Annotated in this window: 12 protein-coding genes; 1 reads left to right on the forward strand and 11 read right to left on the reverse strand. The window is 36.7% G+C overall.

Annotated elements, in window-relative coordinates; all coding sequences use genetic code 11:
- Positions 1-384 (reverse strand): DUF779 domain-containing protein, encoded by a 384-nt coding sequence (locus H3Z85_01915; GenBank protein QPQ52282.1) that lies wholly within the window; start codon positions 382-384, stop codon positions 1-3.
- 320 nt (positions 385-704) lie between these two features.
- Positions 705-2,234 (reverse strand): aldehyde dehydrogenase, encoded by a 1,530-nt coding sequence (locus H3Z85_01920; protein ID QPQ52283.1) that lies wholly within the window; start codon positions 2,232-2,234, stop codon positions 705-707.
- Between the two features lie 179 nt (positions 2,235-2,413).
- On the opposite strand from H3Z85_01920, the gene H3Z85_01925 reads away from it, so the two are divergent.
- Positions 2,414-3,340 (forward strand): AraC family transcriptional regulator, encoded by a 927-nt coding sequence (locus H3Z85_01925; GenBank protein QPQ52284.1) that lies wholly within the window; start codon positions 2,414-2,416, stop codon positions 3,338-3,340.
- 90 nt (positions 3,341-3,430) lie between these two features.
- Here H3Z85_01925 and H3Z85_01930 read toward each other — a convergent pair whose 3' ends face one another.
- The 9 genes from H3Z85_01930 to H3Z85_01970 all read right to left on the reverse strand — a co-directional run bounded on the left by H3Z85_01930 (position 3,431) and on the right by H3Z85_01970 (position 16,515).
- A complete protein-coding gene (locus H3Z85_01930; GenBank protein QPQ52285.1) occupies positions 3,431-4,897 on the reverse strand; it encodes a RagB/SusD family nutrient uptake outer membrane protein in 1,467 nt (488 codons plus the stop codon).
- A gap of 14 nt (positions 4,898-4,911) precedes the next feature.
- Entirely contained in the window at positions 4,912-7,707 is a 2,796-nt protein-coding gene (locus H3Z85_01935) for a SusC/RagA family TonB-linked outer membrane protein (protein ID QPQ52286.1), read from the reverse strand.
- Between the two features lie 741 nt (positions 7,708-8,448).
- Positions 8,449-9,777 carry a hydroxymethylglutaryl-CoA synthase family protein gene (locus tag H3Z85_01940; GenBank protein QPQ52287.1) on the reverse strand — a complete coding sequence of 443 codons (1,329 nt, stop codon included), beginning with the start codon at positions 9,775-9,777 and terminating at the stop codon, positions 8,449-8,451.
- A gap of 176 nt (positions 9,778-9,953) precedes the next feature.
- The gene (locus H3Z85_01945) at positions 9,954-12,464 is read right to left on the reverse strand and encodes a M1 family metallopeptidase (protein ID QPQ52288.1); all 2,511 of its coding nucleotides are present in this window, start codon (positions 12,462-12,464) and stop codon (positions 9,954-9,956) included.
- Positions 12,465-12,473: 9 nt separating this feature from the next.
- Positions 12,474-12,704: a hypothetical protein gene (locus H3Z85_01950; GenBank protein QPQ52289.1), complete on the reverse strand. Its 231-nt coding sequence runs from the start codon at positions 12,702-12,704 to the stop codon at positions 12,474-12,476.
- Positions 12,705-12,943: 239 nt separating this feature from the next.
- Positions 12,944-14,383: a hypothetical protein gene (locus H3Z85_01955; GenBank protein ID QPQ52290.1), complete on the reverse strand. Its 1,440-nt coding sequence runs from the start codon at positions 14,381-14,383 to the stop codon at positions 12,944-12,946.
- Between the two features lie 86 nt (positions 14,384-14,469).
- Complete coding sequence (locus H3Z85_01960; protein ID QPQ52291.1) at positions 14,470-15,264, reverse strand: thymidylate synthase; 795 nt, start codon at positions 15,262-15,264, stop codon at positions 14,470-14,472.
- Between the two features lie 145 nt (positions 15,265-15,409).
- Positions 15,410-16,060 (reverse strand): hypothetical protein, encoded by a 651-nt coding sequence (locus tag H3Z85_01965; protein QPQ52292.1) that lies wholly within the window; start codon positions 16,058-16,060, stop codon positions 15,410-15,412.
- Between the two features lie 14 nt (positions 16,061-16,074).
- Positions 16,075-16,515, reverse strand: coding sequence for a GreA/GreB family elongation factor (locus H3Z85_01970; GenBank protein ID QPQ52293.1), 441 nt, complete (start codon positions 16,513-16,515; stop codon positions 16,075-16,077).
- Between the last annotated feature and the right edge of the window lie 33 nt (positions 16,516-16,548).

A 16,548-nucleotide genomic window follows, 5' to 3' on the forward strand; every position in this document is an offset into this window, starting at 1 on the left:
TTATTCATTGCGTTGTACAGGTTCAAGGTTTTCATATTCTTCCGGGGTGAAAAGCCTGTAGAGCACTTTAAAGGTTTTACCGAGTGGGGTTTCCAATGAAAAGCCGCCGGGACCAAATCCATCGGTGACGTCAAGTGTAAAATGGGAATATTTCCAGTATTCAAAAAGATCACGGTCTATCCAGAATTCGTGGTTATTGATGGTTCCGATCATCGCATCATTCATTCGCGGAAAAAAACCACCTTTTTCAAAACATTGTGGCTGTGTTCCTTCACAGCAACCTCCTGCCTGATAAAACATTAGGGGCCCATACTTGTCTTCAAGGGTATGTATTACTTCAAGGGCCTTTTCAGTAACGGAAAGTCTTGATATTTTTGTTTCCATTTTCTTTATTTTTAAAGTAATGTACAGAATGCTTGGGGGTTTCTACTCAAAAGGTTCGGCAAAATAAATTTTGCCGAACCTGAACATTTGATTCTGTTTAATGTGAGTATCTGATTACATTATGGTAAGCCATATACTTTAGTATTTTTAGTCTTCCAACAGTTTGAAGGAATACCGCTTTCTGCGTGAGGGATAGTAAGGGCGGCGAGGAACGAGCCGGTACGCAATGTAATGAAGTACCGGAACGAAGTGCAGCCCTGCATAGCCCGACCGTTTGCCCGGGACAAGGCCAGGGCAATCGGGCACGCCCTACATTAATATTAAAAGAAACCTAACTTATTTTTGTTGTAGGAGATCAACATATTCTTGGTCTGACGATAATGATCCAGCATCATTTTATGATTCTCTCTACCGATTCCGGATTGCTTATAGCCTCCGAAAGGGGCACCTGCCGGATATGAATGGTATTGGTTTACCCAAACTCTTCCTGCCTGGATCTGACGCGGAATATTGTACAACTGATGGGCATCCCGGGTCCATACTCCAGCTCCTAATCCGTAAATGGTATCGTTGGCAATTTTTATTGCTTCCTCTTCGTCTTTAAAGGTGGTAAATGCCAGCACAGGACCGAAGATTTCTTCCTGAAAGATTCTCATTCTGTTGTTTCCTTTGAAAATAGTCGGCTGAATATAAAACCCATCCTCCAGATCTTCTCCGAGATTGTTGACATCTCCTCCTACAAGAACTTCTGCTCCTTCGTCTTTTCCTAACTGGATGTAGGAAAGTATTTTATCTTTTTGAATCTGTGAAGCCTGAGCGCCCATCATAACTGTTTTATCAAGCGGATTCCCAACTTTGATCGCCTTGACTCTTTCAATTACTCTATCGATGAAGGCATCTGCAATACCTTCCTGAACCAACAGTCTTGAAGGACATGTACAAATCTCACCCTGATTCAACGCAAATAAGACAGCTCCTTCAATAGCTTTATCGAGAAATTCATCATCTGCATCCATCACTGAGTTGAAGAAAACATTGGGCGATTTGCCACCAAGCTCCAGGGTTACGGGAATAATATTTTCTGTGGCATATTGCATGACCAGACGTCCTGTTGCTGTAGAGCCTGTGAATGCGGCTTTTGCCACTTTCGGGTTGGTTACCAGGGCTCTTCCCAGTTCTGCTCCGAAACCATTGACAATATTTATCACACCTGCCGGCAACAGATCACCAATCAACTCCATCAGCACCATGATGGAAACGGGAGTACTTTCTGCCGGTTTCAAGACAACACAGTTTCCTGCAGCCAAAGCCGGGGCCAATTTCCAGACAGCCATCAGTATGGGAAAATTCCATGGAATGATTTGTGCAATTACTCCAAGCGGTTCGTGTACGATAAGAGACACGGTATCCTTGTCCAGTTCGTTATGAGATCCTTCTTCTGCACGGATCACAGAGGCAAAATACCTGAAATGATCAATCGCTAAAGGCATATCTGCAGCTAATGTTTCTCTTACTGCTTTTCCGTTATCAATCGTTTCTACGGTAGCGAGATATTCTAAGTTTTGCTCAATACGATCTGCAATTTTATTGAGGATAATACTTCTTTCTGTAGAGGAAGTATTTTTCCAGGTCTGAAATGCTTTTTCTGCAGCGTCCACCGCCAGTTCCAGATCTTCTTTAGATGAGTGTGCTACCTGAGTAAAAGTTTTACCGTCAACGGGAGAAACTACATCAAAATACTGCCCTTTAACGGGTGGTGTAAATTTTCCGTAAATATAATTATCATATCTGCTTTTAAATTCAGGACGCTGTAAGAGCGTCGAGGATCTAGGTTCTGTAAGGGTGCTCATATTAAGATTTTTTGTTTGTTCTATCGTACCAAATTACGCTTCCGCACAAAAAACGTATAGCACAATCGTATAAAAAAAGTGTAAAATAGTACAGGGTTTGAATTTTAGTATTTTGTTAACAGCAACGTTGGGTCAAATTTTCTATATTTGAGTAAGTACCTTCTAAAAAATATTTAGAAATGAATAACAATAGTAAGATTTTATTAAATACTCCAGAATTACGTAAGGAGAACCAACTATTGAGTCTTGTTGAAAACCAGACAAAATTCAATCTAAACAATTGTGAATTCAGTATATATGAGACTCACCAAACTGCCTTTGGTGTGAAACTTCATTTTGAAAATATTGCTTTTACGGCTATGCTTCGCGGCAAGAAACATATGAAACTGGATAATAAAACTAATTATTTTGATTATTTTCCGGGAGAAAGCATTCTGGTCGCTCCGGGTGAAACGATGGTTATTGATTTCCCAGAATCTGATGAAACCCCTACACAATGTATTTCTCTAAGCCTGAATCCAGAGTTTATAGAGGATTCTCTTAATCATTTGAATTATCATCTTCCTAAAGTGGATGATGACTCCCAATGGAATATACAGCTGGATGAATATTTCCTTTTTAATAATAAGGCATTGGCATCCGCTACGAACAATATCATGAGAATTGCCATGGATGATAATTCCCAGAAGGATATCATGGCTGATTTTGCCCTAAAAGAGCTTTTAATTCGGCTTATGCAAACCCAGGCAAGAAGCATGGTAGAAAAGAATATTGTAAAAAATAAGTCAAGGATCGGTTTTGCCGTAGATTATATCAGAAGAAATCTGCACCAGAAACTCTCTATTGAAAGTATCGCCAAGCTGGCATATGTCAGCAAATCCAATTTCTTTAAAATGTTCAAGGATGAACTAGGAACTTCCCCGAATGATTTTATTCTTCAGGAAAGGATCAGTAGGGCAAAAGAACTATTGGCAGGTCAGAATTCCATTAAAGAAACGGCCTATCAGACAGGTTTTTCTGACACCAACTATTTTACGAGGGTATTTAAACAATGGGAGGGTGTTACTCCGAAAAGCTACCAGAACATGAAACTTATTCGTAAGTAACATAATTACCTAAAAATAACCCAAAATACATTATAAAAAAAAGAGCCCCACAAAAAATGGGGCTCTTATTATGTAAACAATGATTGATTATTAATAATCGTCGTTTTGTTTAATATTTGGATTTGCCTGAATTGCAGTTATAGGAATTGGCCATTGCCATTTAGAGCTTCCTGCAGCAAGAGTCTGCTTAACAGCTGGTGTACCAGTACCATCAAAAAGATCTCCTTTACCTGATCTCTGAACAGATAAACCCAATCTCTTTAAAGTATACCATCTATCATTTTCAAATGCAAGCTCAAGTCTTCTTTCTTTCAGGATAGCATCCAAAATAGCTTGTCCTGATTCTGTACCAGGAGTAAATGAAGAATATCTTTCCTTTCTTAATTTATCCAATAAAGTAAGAGCCTGAGCAGGATTACCTGTTTTATAATGTGCTTCAGCAACGTTTAATAATACCTCAGCTGACCTTAAATATTTAATAGGTACAACATTAGCAGGCCCTCCATTACCAGCATATTTTGTTATGTGATTGTATTTTTCTTTACTATATACACTAGTAGTGAAATAGGCTGTTTTTCTGATATCATTTGCTGCATAAGCTGTATATAAATCATAATCAACAACAAACTCTGATCTAAGACTAGGTACTGATTGGTTGTATGCTGCTCCTACAGTATTATTTGGCTCAGCCGCAGCATTTGATAACTGAAATAAAACACCATCAGTAATTCTGGATAATCCTTCGTTTTCCTTCCATATTCTGGTAAAGTTATCTATCGCTGTAATACTAGGTGACAATCCTAATGCTAATTCTCCGTATTTAATCGTATTAGCATAATCTCCTTTATAAAGATTCACCCTTGATAATAATCCATAGATTGCACTTTTACTCAACCTTCCTTTATCCGCGTCGTTTTGTGTAATATTATCCGCTGCAAATAAAAGATCTGCAATAATTTTATCATACACTTGCTCAACAGTTAAGTTTCTGGATGCTGTATTGTTTAAAGGAGAATATTTCTCTGAATAATAAATTCCAATCTTATTCTTAGCTTCTGCAGATTGTGTTGGGATTTGGGAATATGCTCTTACAATATCAAAATGAGCAATAGCTCTAAGTCCTCTTGCTTCAGCTTCTATATTTGTTTTCTGTGTACCTGACAATACTCCGTTATTAATATAGGACAATACAAAGTTTGTTCTACTGATAGCTAAATAAGCAGCACTGTACAATCCCGTTGTTTGTGAGTTGTCTGAAGAAAATTCGAAGTTTGATGCTGCAAAATTAGTATTTCTTCCTGAAGCTGTACGAACTAAATTATCGGTAGTAAGGTCTCCCATAATAAGCTGGCTACCTGTATCTCCGTTATAATAACCACTCCCTTTAAATGCTGTATAAGCACCGTCCAAAGCCTGTCTGAATGATTCAGCTCTAGTCATTGACTGATCCTGATCTTCGTTAATTGATGAGATTTGATCTAAATTTCTGTCACAAGAAGTCAACGAAACAAATGTCGTTAGTGCAACTAAACTTATTTTTATTATGTTCTTTTTCATAAAGCTATTCAGTATTAAAATTCTAATTGTAATCCCATCAGGATTGTTCTTACAGCAGGATAGGTATAAAGATTATATGATCCCGGAACGAATAGTGCCGTAGAGTCAGCAGATCCTACTGAAACCTCAGGTTCTCCGTGGAACTTAGTTACAGTGAATAAATTCTGTCCTTGTACATATACTCTAAGTTTATTGATAGGTGAGTCCTCTCCAAGAAACGCTTTGTCAAAAGAGTATCCTAGTGTAAGTGATCTCAATCTTAAATAATCAGATTTTTCAATCCATTGATCAGAATCACGCATCCCATTGCTATCTACTTTCTGGAATACTCCTGTATCACCAGGTTTCTGCCAAACATTAGCTGCCTGCTGTGCCATGTTTCTCCCCGCAACAGCCAAAGTTGGATTAACAGCAGCATAGTACATATTATTATAGGTATAACTGCCCAACTTGAATGCAAAGTCTGCACTAAAATCAAGCCCTTTGTACTGAACTGTCGTTCCAAAACCACCGAAACTTTTTGGGAAAGGAGATTTGTCAGTAAGAGGAACTGCGTTGGATGCACTGTAAACATTTGTAATATTTCCCGCTTTATCATAATATAAAGCATCACCATTATTTGGATCTACTCCGGCAAATCTTACATTATAGAATGAATAAGGTGCTTCACCAACTTTAAGATAGGTATCTCCTAAGTTTCTTTCAGTCTGTCCGTCAGCAAGCTTATCAAGAATCGATTTTTGGAAAGAAATGTTAGCATGTAGATTCCATTGGAAATCTTTCTTTTTAAGAACATCTACACTCAATTCAACCTCAAGACCTTTCTGAGACATATCTCCAGCATTGATATACTGATAATATCCTCCTTCTTGTTTATCTAAAGGTACAAGCTGTACAAAATCTTTTCTTTTATTCTGATACACCTCTACCGATCCACGAACTCTTCTGTTCCACATTGTGAAATCAACTCCTAAGTTGGTGATCGCATTAGACTCCCATTTAAGATTTGTATTACCAATAATATAATTACTCTGTGCATATGTTCCAGGATATAAAGTTCCGTTAGAACCATATAAACCATAGCTAGAATTGTTTACGTTGTAATAATCAGGCAGTGTTCCATCGTTACCCGTTGTACCATATGATCCTCTAAGCTTTAAATCGTTAATAAAGCCTCCTTTCATAAAGTCTTCTTTAGCAATATTCCAAGCAGCACTTGCAGACCAGAATACCCCGCTTTGATTATTTATACCAAATCTTGATGAAGCATCTCTTCTTAATGACCCTGTTACCAAGTATTTACCTGCATAGTCATAATTTAATAAACCTGCTAAGCTGAATAAGGTATTTCTCGTCTTAATCCCGGTAAATGTATTTCTGTCTGAAGGTGTAGTAATAGAAGGAACACTGATTACAGGAGACTTCAATCCGTAAGCTCCTCCATTCATTGTTTCGTTGAAGTTATCGTTATATTCGATAAACCCTAAGAAATCAAAGTTGTGTCTTCCGAATGATTTTTTATAATTAACCGAGTTATTCCAAGTATAGTTAAAACCATAGAATGAATTTTTGTTTAATGCACCTGTAGGAACTGTATTAACTGTTAAGTCAAGGTTTGAGCCTTTCTTCAACCACTGAGTACCCATAAACCAGTCATAAAGCCCATTGAAATTGGTTTTAAACTTCAGTCCATCAATAATTTTATATTCAGCAAATAAAGTTACAGGAATTCTCAATCTCTGATCATCCAACCTGTAAGTGCTAATCTGCTCTACTACGTTAGAGCCAGCTCTCATAGTCTGATTATAGCTACCATCCGGGTTATAGATTGGCTCATAAGGAGCGTATTTATACATTGCCCCAAACGGGTTCTGGGTATTGTTTCTATCTCTGAAGTTCTGAGTTACTTGATATTGAACTCCAAGGTTGATTCCTACGTTAAGTTTTTCACTTAATCTGTTTGTAAATCCGAAGTTACCTGTATATCTCTTAAGTCCGTCGATATCTCTGATAATTCCGTTATCAGAATCGTAACCTAATGAGTAATAGAAAGTGCTTTCTCTGGATCCTCCTTGTGCACTAAACAAGTAAGACTGAATGCTTGAAGGTTTCAGTAGGTCTTTTTGCCAGTTGTGATCGAAAGCAGCTAATCTATCCATTTCCTGTTGAGATCTTGGCTTAAATCCAAGGTATCCCAATTGATTCTGAAAGCCCATTAACTCTCTTGAGTTCATCATGGTATAATTATTGTCCTTCAATCTTTCACTGAAACCAAATTTAGTTTCAAATGAATACCGTGTTTTTCCGGATTTTCCGGCTTTAGTAGTTACTACAACTACCCCATTTGCTCCTCTTGCACCATACTGTGCAGTAGCAGCAGCATCTTTAAGAATTGAAATAGACTCTACGTCTGCAGGGTTAATTGCACTAAACTGTCTTGCCGTCATGTACATCCCATTTACCACATAGGTAGGTTCCGAAGAACCACCAACGCCAGCAACCCCTCTTACCTGAATGGTAGCGGCAGCTCCCGGTTGCCCTGTAGTACTTTGTACAAACACCCCAGAAGCTCTACCCTGTAAAGAGTTACCAATAGAAGTTGTAGGAGAGTTTCTTCTGATCTCGTCTCCACCTACAACAGCCTGCGCCTGAGTAATTTCATCTGCCTTCTTCTTCTGATAGCCCGTAACGACTACCTCATCGATTTTATTCTCTTTCAGAATAGAATCATTCTTAGTTTTTTGCGCATAGGCAGCTTGTCCTAAAAAAAACAAAGCTCCAGCACTTAACACATGCAACTTCACATTCATATTAACAAATTTTAATATATTCAAGGTGACAAATATGTTAATAAAAATTAACAACATCAATTTGTAAAGTGTCTAAAACTGCCTGTCATAGGGGGAACATCCTCACTTAATTCACAAAATCAATACAAAATCAATTTAATTATATTTAAAATATTAACAAAAAATAAATCAATTTCAACATTAACGGAATTTTAAGAAAAAATGAAATTAAAATTAAAATCCTTTAATTAATTAATTGCAATTAAAAAAATAAACTATAAATAATACTTTATACGAAAAATATTAAATTAAAATTTTTATAATTGGAAGGAAAATTGACAGGAAAAGATGGTACATCTTATAAATAAGGATATAAAAAGTCGTGATAAATAGTAAAAAGAACACCTTAAAAACGATCTTATTGGTATGTGGATTAAAAATTTGTTAATTATCATATTCAGAATCTTAATCAATTAAACGACCAGCCACATTGCTTCTGACTGTGGAATTGGAATGTCTATTACTTGTTCCCATTTCAGTAAATCTCAATATCTAAAGCCATCTCCCACCAATTCCATTATCCCTTCCGTCTGACTAACCCGAAGAAAACTGATACTGCAGGACTTCTGCCACTTTGTTCTAATATTATATCGGATATTTAAGTGCTGCTATAGAGACTGTCAAAAACAACAAAAAAATAAAGCATTCCATACGCTGGAATGCTTTATTTTATTTTATTCTTAGTTGTACTATAACATTATTTTATTTCTGATAGCTGTAATATCTTGCTCCGGTTAAAACAGGATTTTCCGTTTCTACAGAGACAAGCCCGAATCCCTTGTAATTTTTGTTAACAGACTCGTTCAACAACTTTCGGTGAAGTTTTTCATAGGTATCAAAATCAACAGCTGTTCTTTGTTTCAAACTTTCGAATAAGTTCCATTTTTCCGCTATCTTTCTCCAATTCTCTGAAACCCTTCCTGCAAAAATCTTTGATTTTGAACCACTTCCATATCCCACAAAGCCAATTTCTTTTCCGGAAAGATCTTCGTTTTCGTTAAATGAGGTCTGTAAGGCTGATAAAAAGGCCATAAAAACAGAAGCTGTATACATATTTCCTATTTCCGAGGATGCTCTCTGCGTTTTCTCAATTTTATCATTGATTAACTGTAAATAGCCTTCAGACTTCGCGACTGCTTTTTGTTCTTCCGGAGTTCCGTAGGGAAGTTCGTTTTCAAGACTGTAAATTTCAGTAAAGACCCTTTTCCCATGGAAGGCATAGGGAAGGTGAAAAATAATATATTTCCAATTTTCATAGGGTTTCTCCTGACCTGTAATTTCTTTATAGTGATGGTAAGCCTCACGTATCCTATCCTGATAGCATTGATTAGAATATTGTCCGTCAAAAACAGGTTCATCGGTAAAAATTTCGATTTTTTCAGGGTAGGTTTCCGGAGCTCCCTTCAGATCCTCCTTTTTATACATTCTTCTTGGTTTGAAAAAGTCAAAGACACTTTCTGAAGCAACACCCCAGTTGTTTTCAATTTCAAGAAGATCCGGTTTTGATGAAACCAAAAGAGCTACCGCGCCGCCGCCTTGCGTATATTCACCGGAAGAAGCCAGTTCATATTTTGCGTAATCACTGGCAATGACAACTGCTTTTTTATCCGGATTTACTCTTACAAAGTCCAAAGCATTATGCAATGCATCTACTCCTCCTACACAGGCAAAAGTCATATCTAGTACGTCACAGTTTCTGAAGCATCTGGTTCCAAATTTTTCCTCCAATACTTTTTCTACCATCTGTACAGCGTACGAAGCTGTAGGTTTTGCAGCATCCAAAGCACTTTCTGTTCCCAGATACACTCTTGCTATTTCTTTCGGATTGATATCATAATCTTGTATAAGCTTCAGTAATGCTTCTGCTGCAAAGGTTGCAGCATCCTCATGGACATCAGAAAGACCCATTTTATGAAGACCTAAGCCTTTTTCCAATTTTGCTGGTTCTATTCCTCTTTTTTCTGCTAAATCCTTAATCTCCAAATATAAACCAGGCACATAATAACCCGCTGCCTCAATTCCAAAACTCATAATTGTCTAAATTTTGAACGAATTTATGAAAGATAACGCAAAAAACAGCAGGAAAAAGTACTAACTTTTATAACATCGTTAAAAATCAATATATTTTAAACGATAATCTGACAGTTTAGTATTCAGCAATAAAAAGAAAAGAGGCTGTCTCACTTTTGAGACAGCCTCTTCTTTCTTTATTTATAGTTTTCTATAGCTTTATTGAGAACATCTATTTGCTTGTTGATGCTTGCTGCGTTCTGTGGATTCTGTTTCAGCAGCTCCATTTTTTTACTTAAACCATCCTTCAGCATCTGAACGATCATCATTTTTGCCTGTGGGTTATCTTTCATCTGGTTTTTCGCATATCCCACCATTTTGGTAATGTTTTGAACAGCTTTCAGGTTATCGGAACTCATGATCCAGTTATATCCTTCTTCTGCTGTTTTACCCAATTCAGGGTTCTGGAATTTTACAAAAGGATAAAATGCAGCCAGTGGAGCAATATATTCCATCTGAGAAGCTACTTTATTTTTCACAATAATAGGAAGGAAAAGCGCCAGCAGCTCATCTGAAGCTCCTTCCAGATTAATTTTGTCGGCCAAAGAATTAGCCCTTGAAGGATCAATTGTGAGAACTGCACTTAGGGAATTTCCCTTCACCGCCTCGGAAACAGCATTTATTCCTTTTTCAAAGATGGGAAGATATTTTTTATCTTTTGTTTTTGATAAAGCAGCAATAGCAGCTGCCTGAGCTAATGTTTTAGGATCATTTGAAGCTATTTTTTCAACTTCAGCTCCTAATGTCTTCATTTGTTCAGGATTAGTAAGATCAAGTAATTGCAATGCTTTGATTCTTATCCTAAAAAAGGGATCTTTCAAAGCGGCGGCAAGTAATTTTGTAACGGCCGGGCTTTTCCCTGTCTGGTCTTTTATACCTTCTAAAGCGGTGTATCTGCTCTTGAATTCCTTAGAATTGGTAAACTGCAACAGGTTTTGTTCCGGTGTTTTGGAATCGGTAATATCTGCCAGCAAGACTCCGTCTGCATTGATATTAACCAAATCAGGAGTTTTAGAAACATCTAAATTGAATGTATTTTTTGCTTCAGCATTTACCCAAACATTATATCTTTTGGGTTTTCCGTTATCATACACATCAATAGCCAACGGAAATTCAAACAGCTGATCCTGGGTCTGGTTGATCGTTACAGCTACCTGTTTTTTTACCGGTTCAAAGGTAAATGAGTAATTGATTTTTGGATTACCGCTACCAAAATACCATTGATTAAAGAACCAGTTCAGGTCTTTTCCTGAAACTTTTTCAAAAGAAAGTCTTAGCTGATGGGCTTCTGCGTTCTGATATTCGTTGGTTTTCAGATAATCATTCATTCCGGCAAAGAAGGCATCATCGCCCAGGTAGTTTCTCAACATATTGAGGATTCCGCCTCCTTTCTGATAGGTTACCAGATCAAATACGTCTTCACGGGAATCATAATTGAATCTTACCAGATTTTTCTTAAAATCACTTGGATTATGGATGTACATATTCACATCGCTCATTAAATGGTAATCTGCCTGGTCTTTTCCGTATTTATATTCGTTCCACAGATATTCGGAATAGTTGGCAAATGATTCATTAACGGTAAGGTTGCTCCAGCTCTCTGCGGTAACCAGATCGCCAAACCAGTGATGGAATAATTCATGGGCTATGGTATCTTCCCATTTATTTTCGTCGATCAGCTGTCCCGGTTTTTGAAGGATATCACTTCCATGAAGGGTTGCCGTAGTATTTTCCATCGCTCCGCTTACGTACTCTCTTCCGGAAATCTGAGCATATTTTGCCCACGGAAAGTCGTAATTCATTTTTTTAGAGAAAAAATCAATCATTTCAGGGGTATTACCATAGATCTGCTTTGCGTAAGGTTCGTATTCTTTTTCAATATAATAATCTACCGGAATATTTTTCCATTTATCCTTTACGATCGCATATTCTCCTACTCCCATAAAGAAAAGATAGGTAGAGTGTCTTTTATCCATTACCCAATGATCGGTTCTGAGGCCATTCGATTCTTTTTGGGAATCTTTTAAAATTCCGTTGGAAAGTGTTACATATTTATCGGGAACGGTCATATATATTTCCTGGGTAGTCTTCTGATTGGGTTTGTCAATCGTAGGAAACCAGGCAGAAGAAGATTCTGTTTCTCCCTGTGTCCAGATCTGTGTAGGCATTTCAGGATCTGTTCCCTGTGCATTGATAAAATAAAGGCCTTTGGCATCGTTGATTGCCATACTTCCTTTTTGTTTGACCTCGTTGGGACGGGAAGTATATTTGATGTAGACAGTATAATCCTGATTTTTCTGATAGGTTTTATCCAGATTAATTTTCAGGATGTCATCTTTATATTCGTATTTTAGAGGAGATTTTTTTCCATTGTTATCAAGGGCCACTTCGTGGATCAACATTGCCTTAGCATCAAGAATCAATTCATTTGCAGGATAGAAATAGGGTGAAGCAGTAAGCCATTCTTCTCCGTTCAGCTGTTCTTTCTGATAATCGAAATTTACTTTGAGTTTTGTATGTTTAAGCTCCGTTACTTTGGTGTGCGTAGCTCTGTATACTTTTTCTCTTCCTGAGGTATCGGTTTGTGCGGCTACATTTGCGGAAAATAAGATTCCAAGTATGGCAATGGATAAAATGGCCTTTCTCATCTCTCTTTATTATTTTTTAGAATTATTTTTTGTCAGTATGTCAAAAATATCATTGACTAAGGTTTCATAGTCTCCTGTTTTCAGCTGTTCTTTTGTTTTGGCAAAAGCTTTCTTCAGCTCACTTTCCGGATTTTCCTCGTCGATAACTTCCACTGAAGCCACTCCTTTTAATTGAAGGATTACATTTTTTAACAGTTCGGTATCTGTGTTTTCTTCAGTATTTATTTTTAAGTACTTCATGATCTGTTGAAATTAAAATCAAGTTCTTTCAAATTTAAAACTTATTTTAAAAACAGTAGCCCTGTTTACCGCTTTTTTACAGGATATCTTCGTTTAAAATGAAGAAGACAAGGTGACCTATTCAAATTGATGATAAAAGGAAGATTATCAACTGTAATGACCTGATTTTAAAAACGCTAAATCAACTTAAAGATTTTGTGAAATTTTCCAGAAAGGTGGCTGCAGAAACTTTTCTTACCCTATTTTATTCTGACAACTTTTCCGTTTTTATAAAGAAACACCATTTCGCAATCTATTTTTCTTTCCCGATTATAAACATGAATTCTTCTGGAATCGATCCCCGCCCTTTCGCTTAACATAGGCCCCTCCCAATCATTATAAAAAACAGGTTCTCTCAGGGTAAAATGAGAATTATTTTTAAGTTCATTAAACATATTATAATCTAAACAGACGTTTCCGCTTTCAATATGATTTTCGTCCAATGATGTTTTTAATTTACTGAACAGTTCATCATTAAACCGACTTGCGTATATCCATGAGTTTTTCACGCTGATATTGGTCGCGATCAGGAGAAAAGCTATCACTGCAAAAGCAGCAGCAATGATCTTATTACCCAATTTTATTCTGACCGATGCATAGATGATTATTGAAATGACAAACAATGTATAAAAAAGCCTTATCGCTCCGAGATTTCGGTTATCAAATCCAAAAATCGTCGGGATATATGATGAAAAAAGGAAAATACTGAACCCACAGAGCAGAGCCAGGAAAGAGATTACAGCAATGTTTCTAAGCCGTGCTGACTGGCTTTTAAAATCATAAACAGAGAAAACTTTGTACACGGTTGCAGGAATACTGAGAGCCAATATCCATTCTAAAATACCAAGATTTTTCAAATTCAAAATACCTCTGTACAAACCTGCAAAAATATCTTTGAAGAATAGCTTCCCTGAGAAGACCGCAATCTGCACCACTCTTTTCATCTCAAAAATCTTACTGACCTCATCCCTTTGATAAGAGTTTACAAACAGAAGGGGCTGAATCACTTTTCTAAAAAGAACCACACTTCCCAAGGTGATTATTACAAACAAAATTCTTTTTTTATTTTCTTTAATCAAAAACAGATGCAGCAGTATAAGGGGAAAGAAGATTTCATAACTTAAGATGGAAGCAATAAAAAGCAGAGCGCTTACCAGGATTTTATCCCGCACATATAAGAAGTAGATACTCAATGAAAAAAATACAGTCGCAAGATTAGAATTGAGCATAATCGGAGAAAACTGAATACTCGTCCCGATGACAGAGCATGAATACAACAATGTAATAAGACCGGCAAGCTCCTCAGATAGGATTTTTTTGGCCACCATATACAGAACAGCTAAAGAAAGGGGAAAAAAGATTAATCCAAGTAAATAAACAGATTCATCGTATTTTGAAAGATAAATTAAAGTTCCTGTTACAAATCCCGATACCGGCCTTGCTGCCATGGTTGTAGAATCCAGAAACGAATAAATATAGGTGAAATAAGATCCTGAGATCAACTTAGATTCATAGACCTTACTTAAATCATCCGTTACAATAACTTTCTGTTTAAAAACAGAAAGACTGATGTAGAGGGTATACACAATTATCAGAATATTCAGGAATATACCATAATTGTTGCTTTGATTTTTCTTCATATTGTTTTTGACGCTGGACGAAAATTTATTTCACCAATGCCAAAAATAACAGAATTATAGCAATTAAAAAAAGAATACCGGAAATATTAAACCGCTACAGGAGCTTTGATCCCCGGATGCGGATCATAGTTTTCCAACGTAAAGTCTTCAAATTTGAAATTGAAAATATCCTTGATATCAGGATTCAGCTTCATTGTCGGAAGCGGTCTTGTTTCTCTGGAAAGCTGTCTGTTTACCTGTTCGAAATGATTATTATAAATATGAACATCCCCGAAACTGTGGACATAATCTCCTACTTCAAGATCACAAACCTGGGCCACCATCATTAATAATAAAGCATAACTTGCAATATTGAACGGTACACCAAGGAAAACATCGGCACTTCTCTGATAAAGCTGTAATGATAATTTTCCGTCTGCCACATAAAACTGAAATAGAGCGTGACAAGGTGCCAGCGCCATATTCGGAATTTCGGCAACATTCCATGCTGATACGATCAGCCTTCTCGAATCGGGATTTTTTTTGATCTGGTCAATCACTTCTGTAATCTGGTCTACCACTTTTCCGTCTGCTCCATGCCAGCTTCTCCATTGGGCGCCATATACGGGACCTAAATCTCCGTTTTCATCTGCCCATTCATCCCAGATACTTACTCCATGATCGTTAAGGTATTTGATATTGGTATCTCCATTCAAAAACCAAAGCAGCTCATAGATAATTGATTTCAAATGCACTTTTTTAGTAGTTACCAAAGGAAAACCTTCTGACAAATCATATCTCAGCTGATATCCGAACACACTCCTTGTACCGGTGCCTGTTCTATCGGTTTTATCTGTTCCGTTGTCTAAAATATGTTGTAAAAGATCCAGGTAATTTTGCATTTTGAAAGGAATTTTATGGCTCAAATTTAGTAAAAAAGCATTAAAAAAAGCACCCATATGATGAATGCTTTTTATGAGACGAATATCTCTTATCTATTAGACATTGTGTATCTGCATACTAGAGATCAACTTTATCGGATAATTTTTATAATATAAAAACACTGATATCATCATTATTGCCGTTGATGGATTTTACCTGTCCATATTTTGATTTCTCAATGAATTTATCATTCCAGTAATCAAGGCGTACCGGACCAAATTTAATCAGTTTCTGATATTGGCTGTCGTCGATAATATCCTTCAACCCATAATCAACGGAAATATTCCCTATAGATTTAATTTTTCCGTATCTGCTGTTATCCATAATATCCTTAGGCCAGTAATCGATAGTATAACTTCCTATTTTCTTTACTTTCCCGAATTTTTCTTCATTGAAAACAGGGTTGTCCCAATATTCGAACCTGATATTACCGATACTTTTTATTTTACCGTATTTCTCACTTTGCTGATCCATGTCGTCCCAGTAATCTATTCTTATATTGCCGATACTTTTAATTTTTCCGGCTCTGTACTGATCAAAACTGCTGTTGTCATAATAATCAATTCTTCCGTTCTGCTTCGGGGAATGGAAATCTGTAATGGCTCCCTGGGAATCTATTGTAATAATAAAATCATCTACGGTAATGCTGACAGAGGTAAGGTCATAACTTTTTGCCGAAACACCAGCACGAATTTGTGCATGGATCCAAAAACTGCCTAATAAAAAGGCAAAGAGAAGTACATTTTTATATTTCATAATGATAAAATTAACTACCAGATATTTTCAATGGTCTGATTGATAGTATTGATGGTAAATGTCTCTCCCATTTTCTTGCCAAACATCGCTTTTACCAGAGGTGATTCTGCAGATACCGTCATGACCTTCTGATTTTCAGATCTGATTTCTCCCATGGAAGCAGAAATGTAAAACAAACCTTTATCCGTTTTGACTATGGCACCATTCTGAACTTTCTCTGAAGGATCAGCAGTTATTTTCTGTAGGATCGCCTGTTGATTCAGTACTTCATTCAGCTGGCGTTGAAGATTGTTGATTTCCTGCTGAAGCATTTCACGACCGGTTTCATATTTATCTCCCATTGAGCTTTTTGTATCGTTATTGGAGGCCCTTGTTTCAGCAATAAGATTTTCAAAATACCGTATTTTGTCTGATATTTTTGTTTTTACGATGTTGATTATTTCTTGTTTGTTCATGGGTTGTTATCGGGCTTTTGGTTATGATACTTC

The sequence above is a fragment of the Chryseobacterium indologenes genome, assembly GCA_016025055.1.
Classification (GTDB): domain Bacteria; phylum Bacteroidota; class Bacteroidia; order Flavobacteriales; family Weeksellaceae; genus Chryseobacterium; species Chryseobacterium indologenes.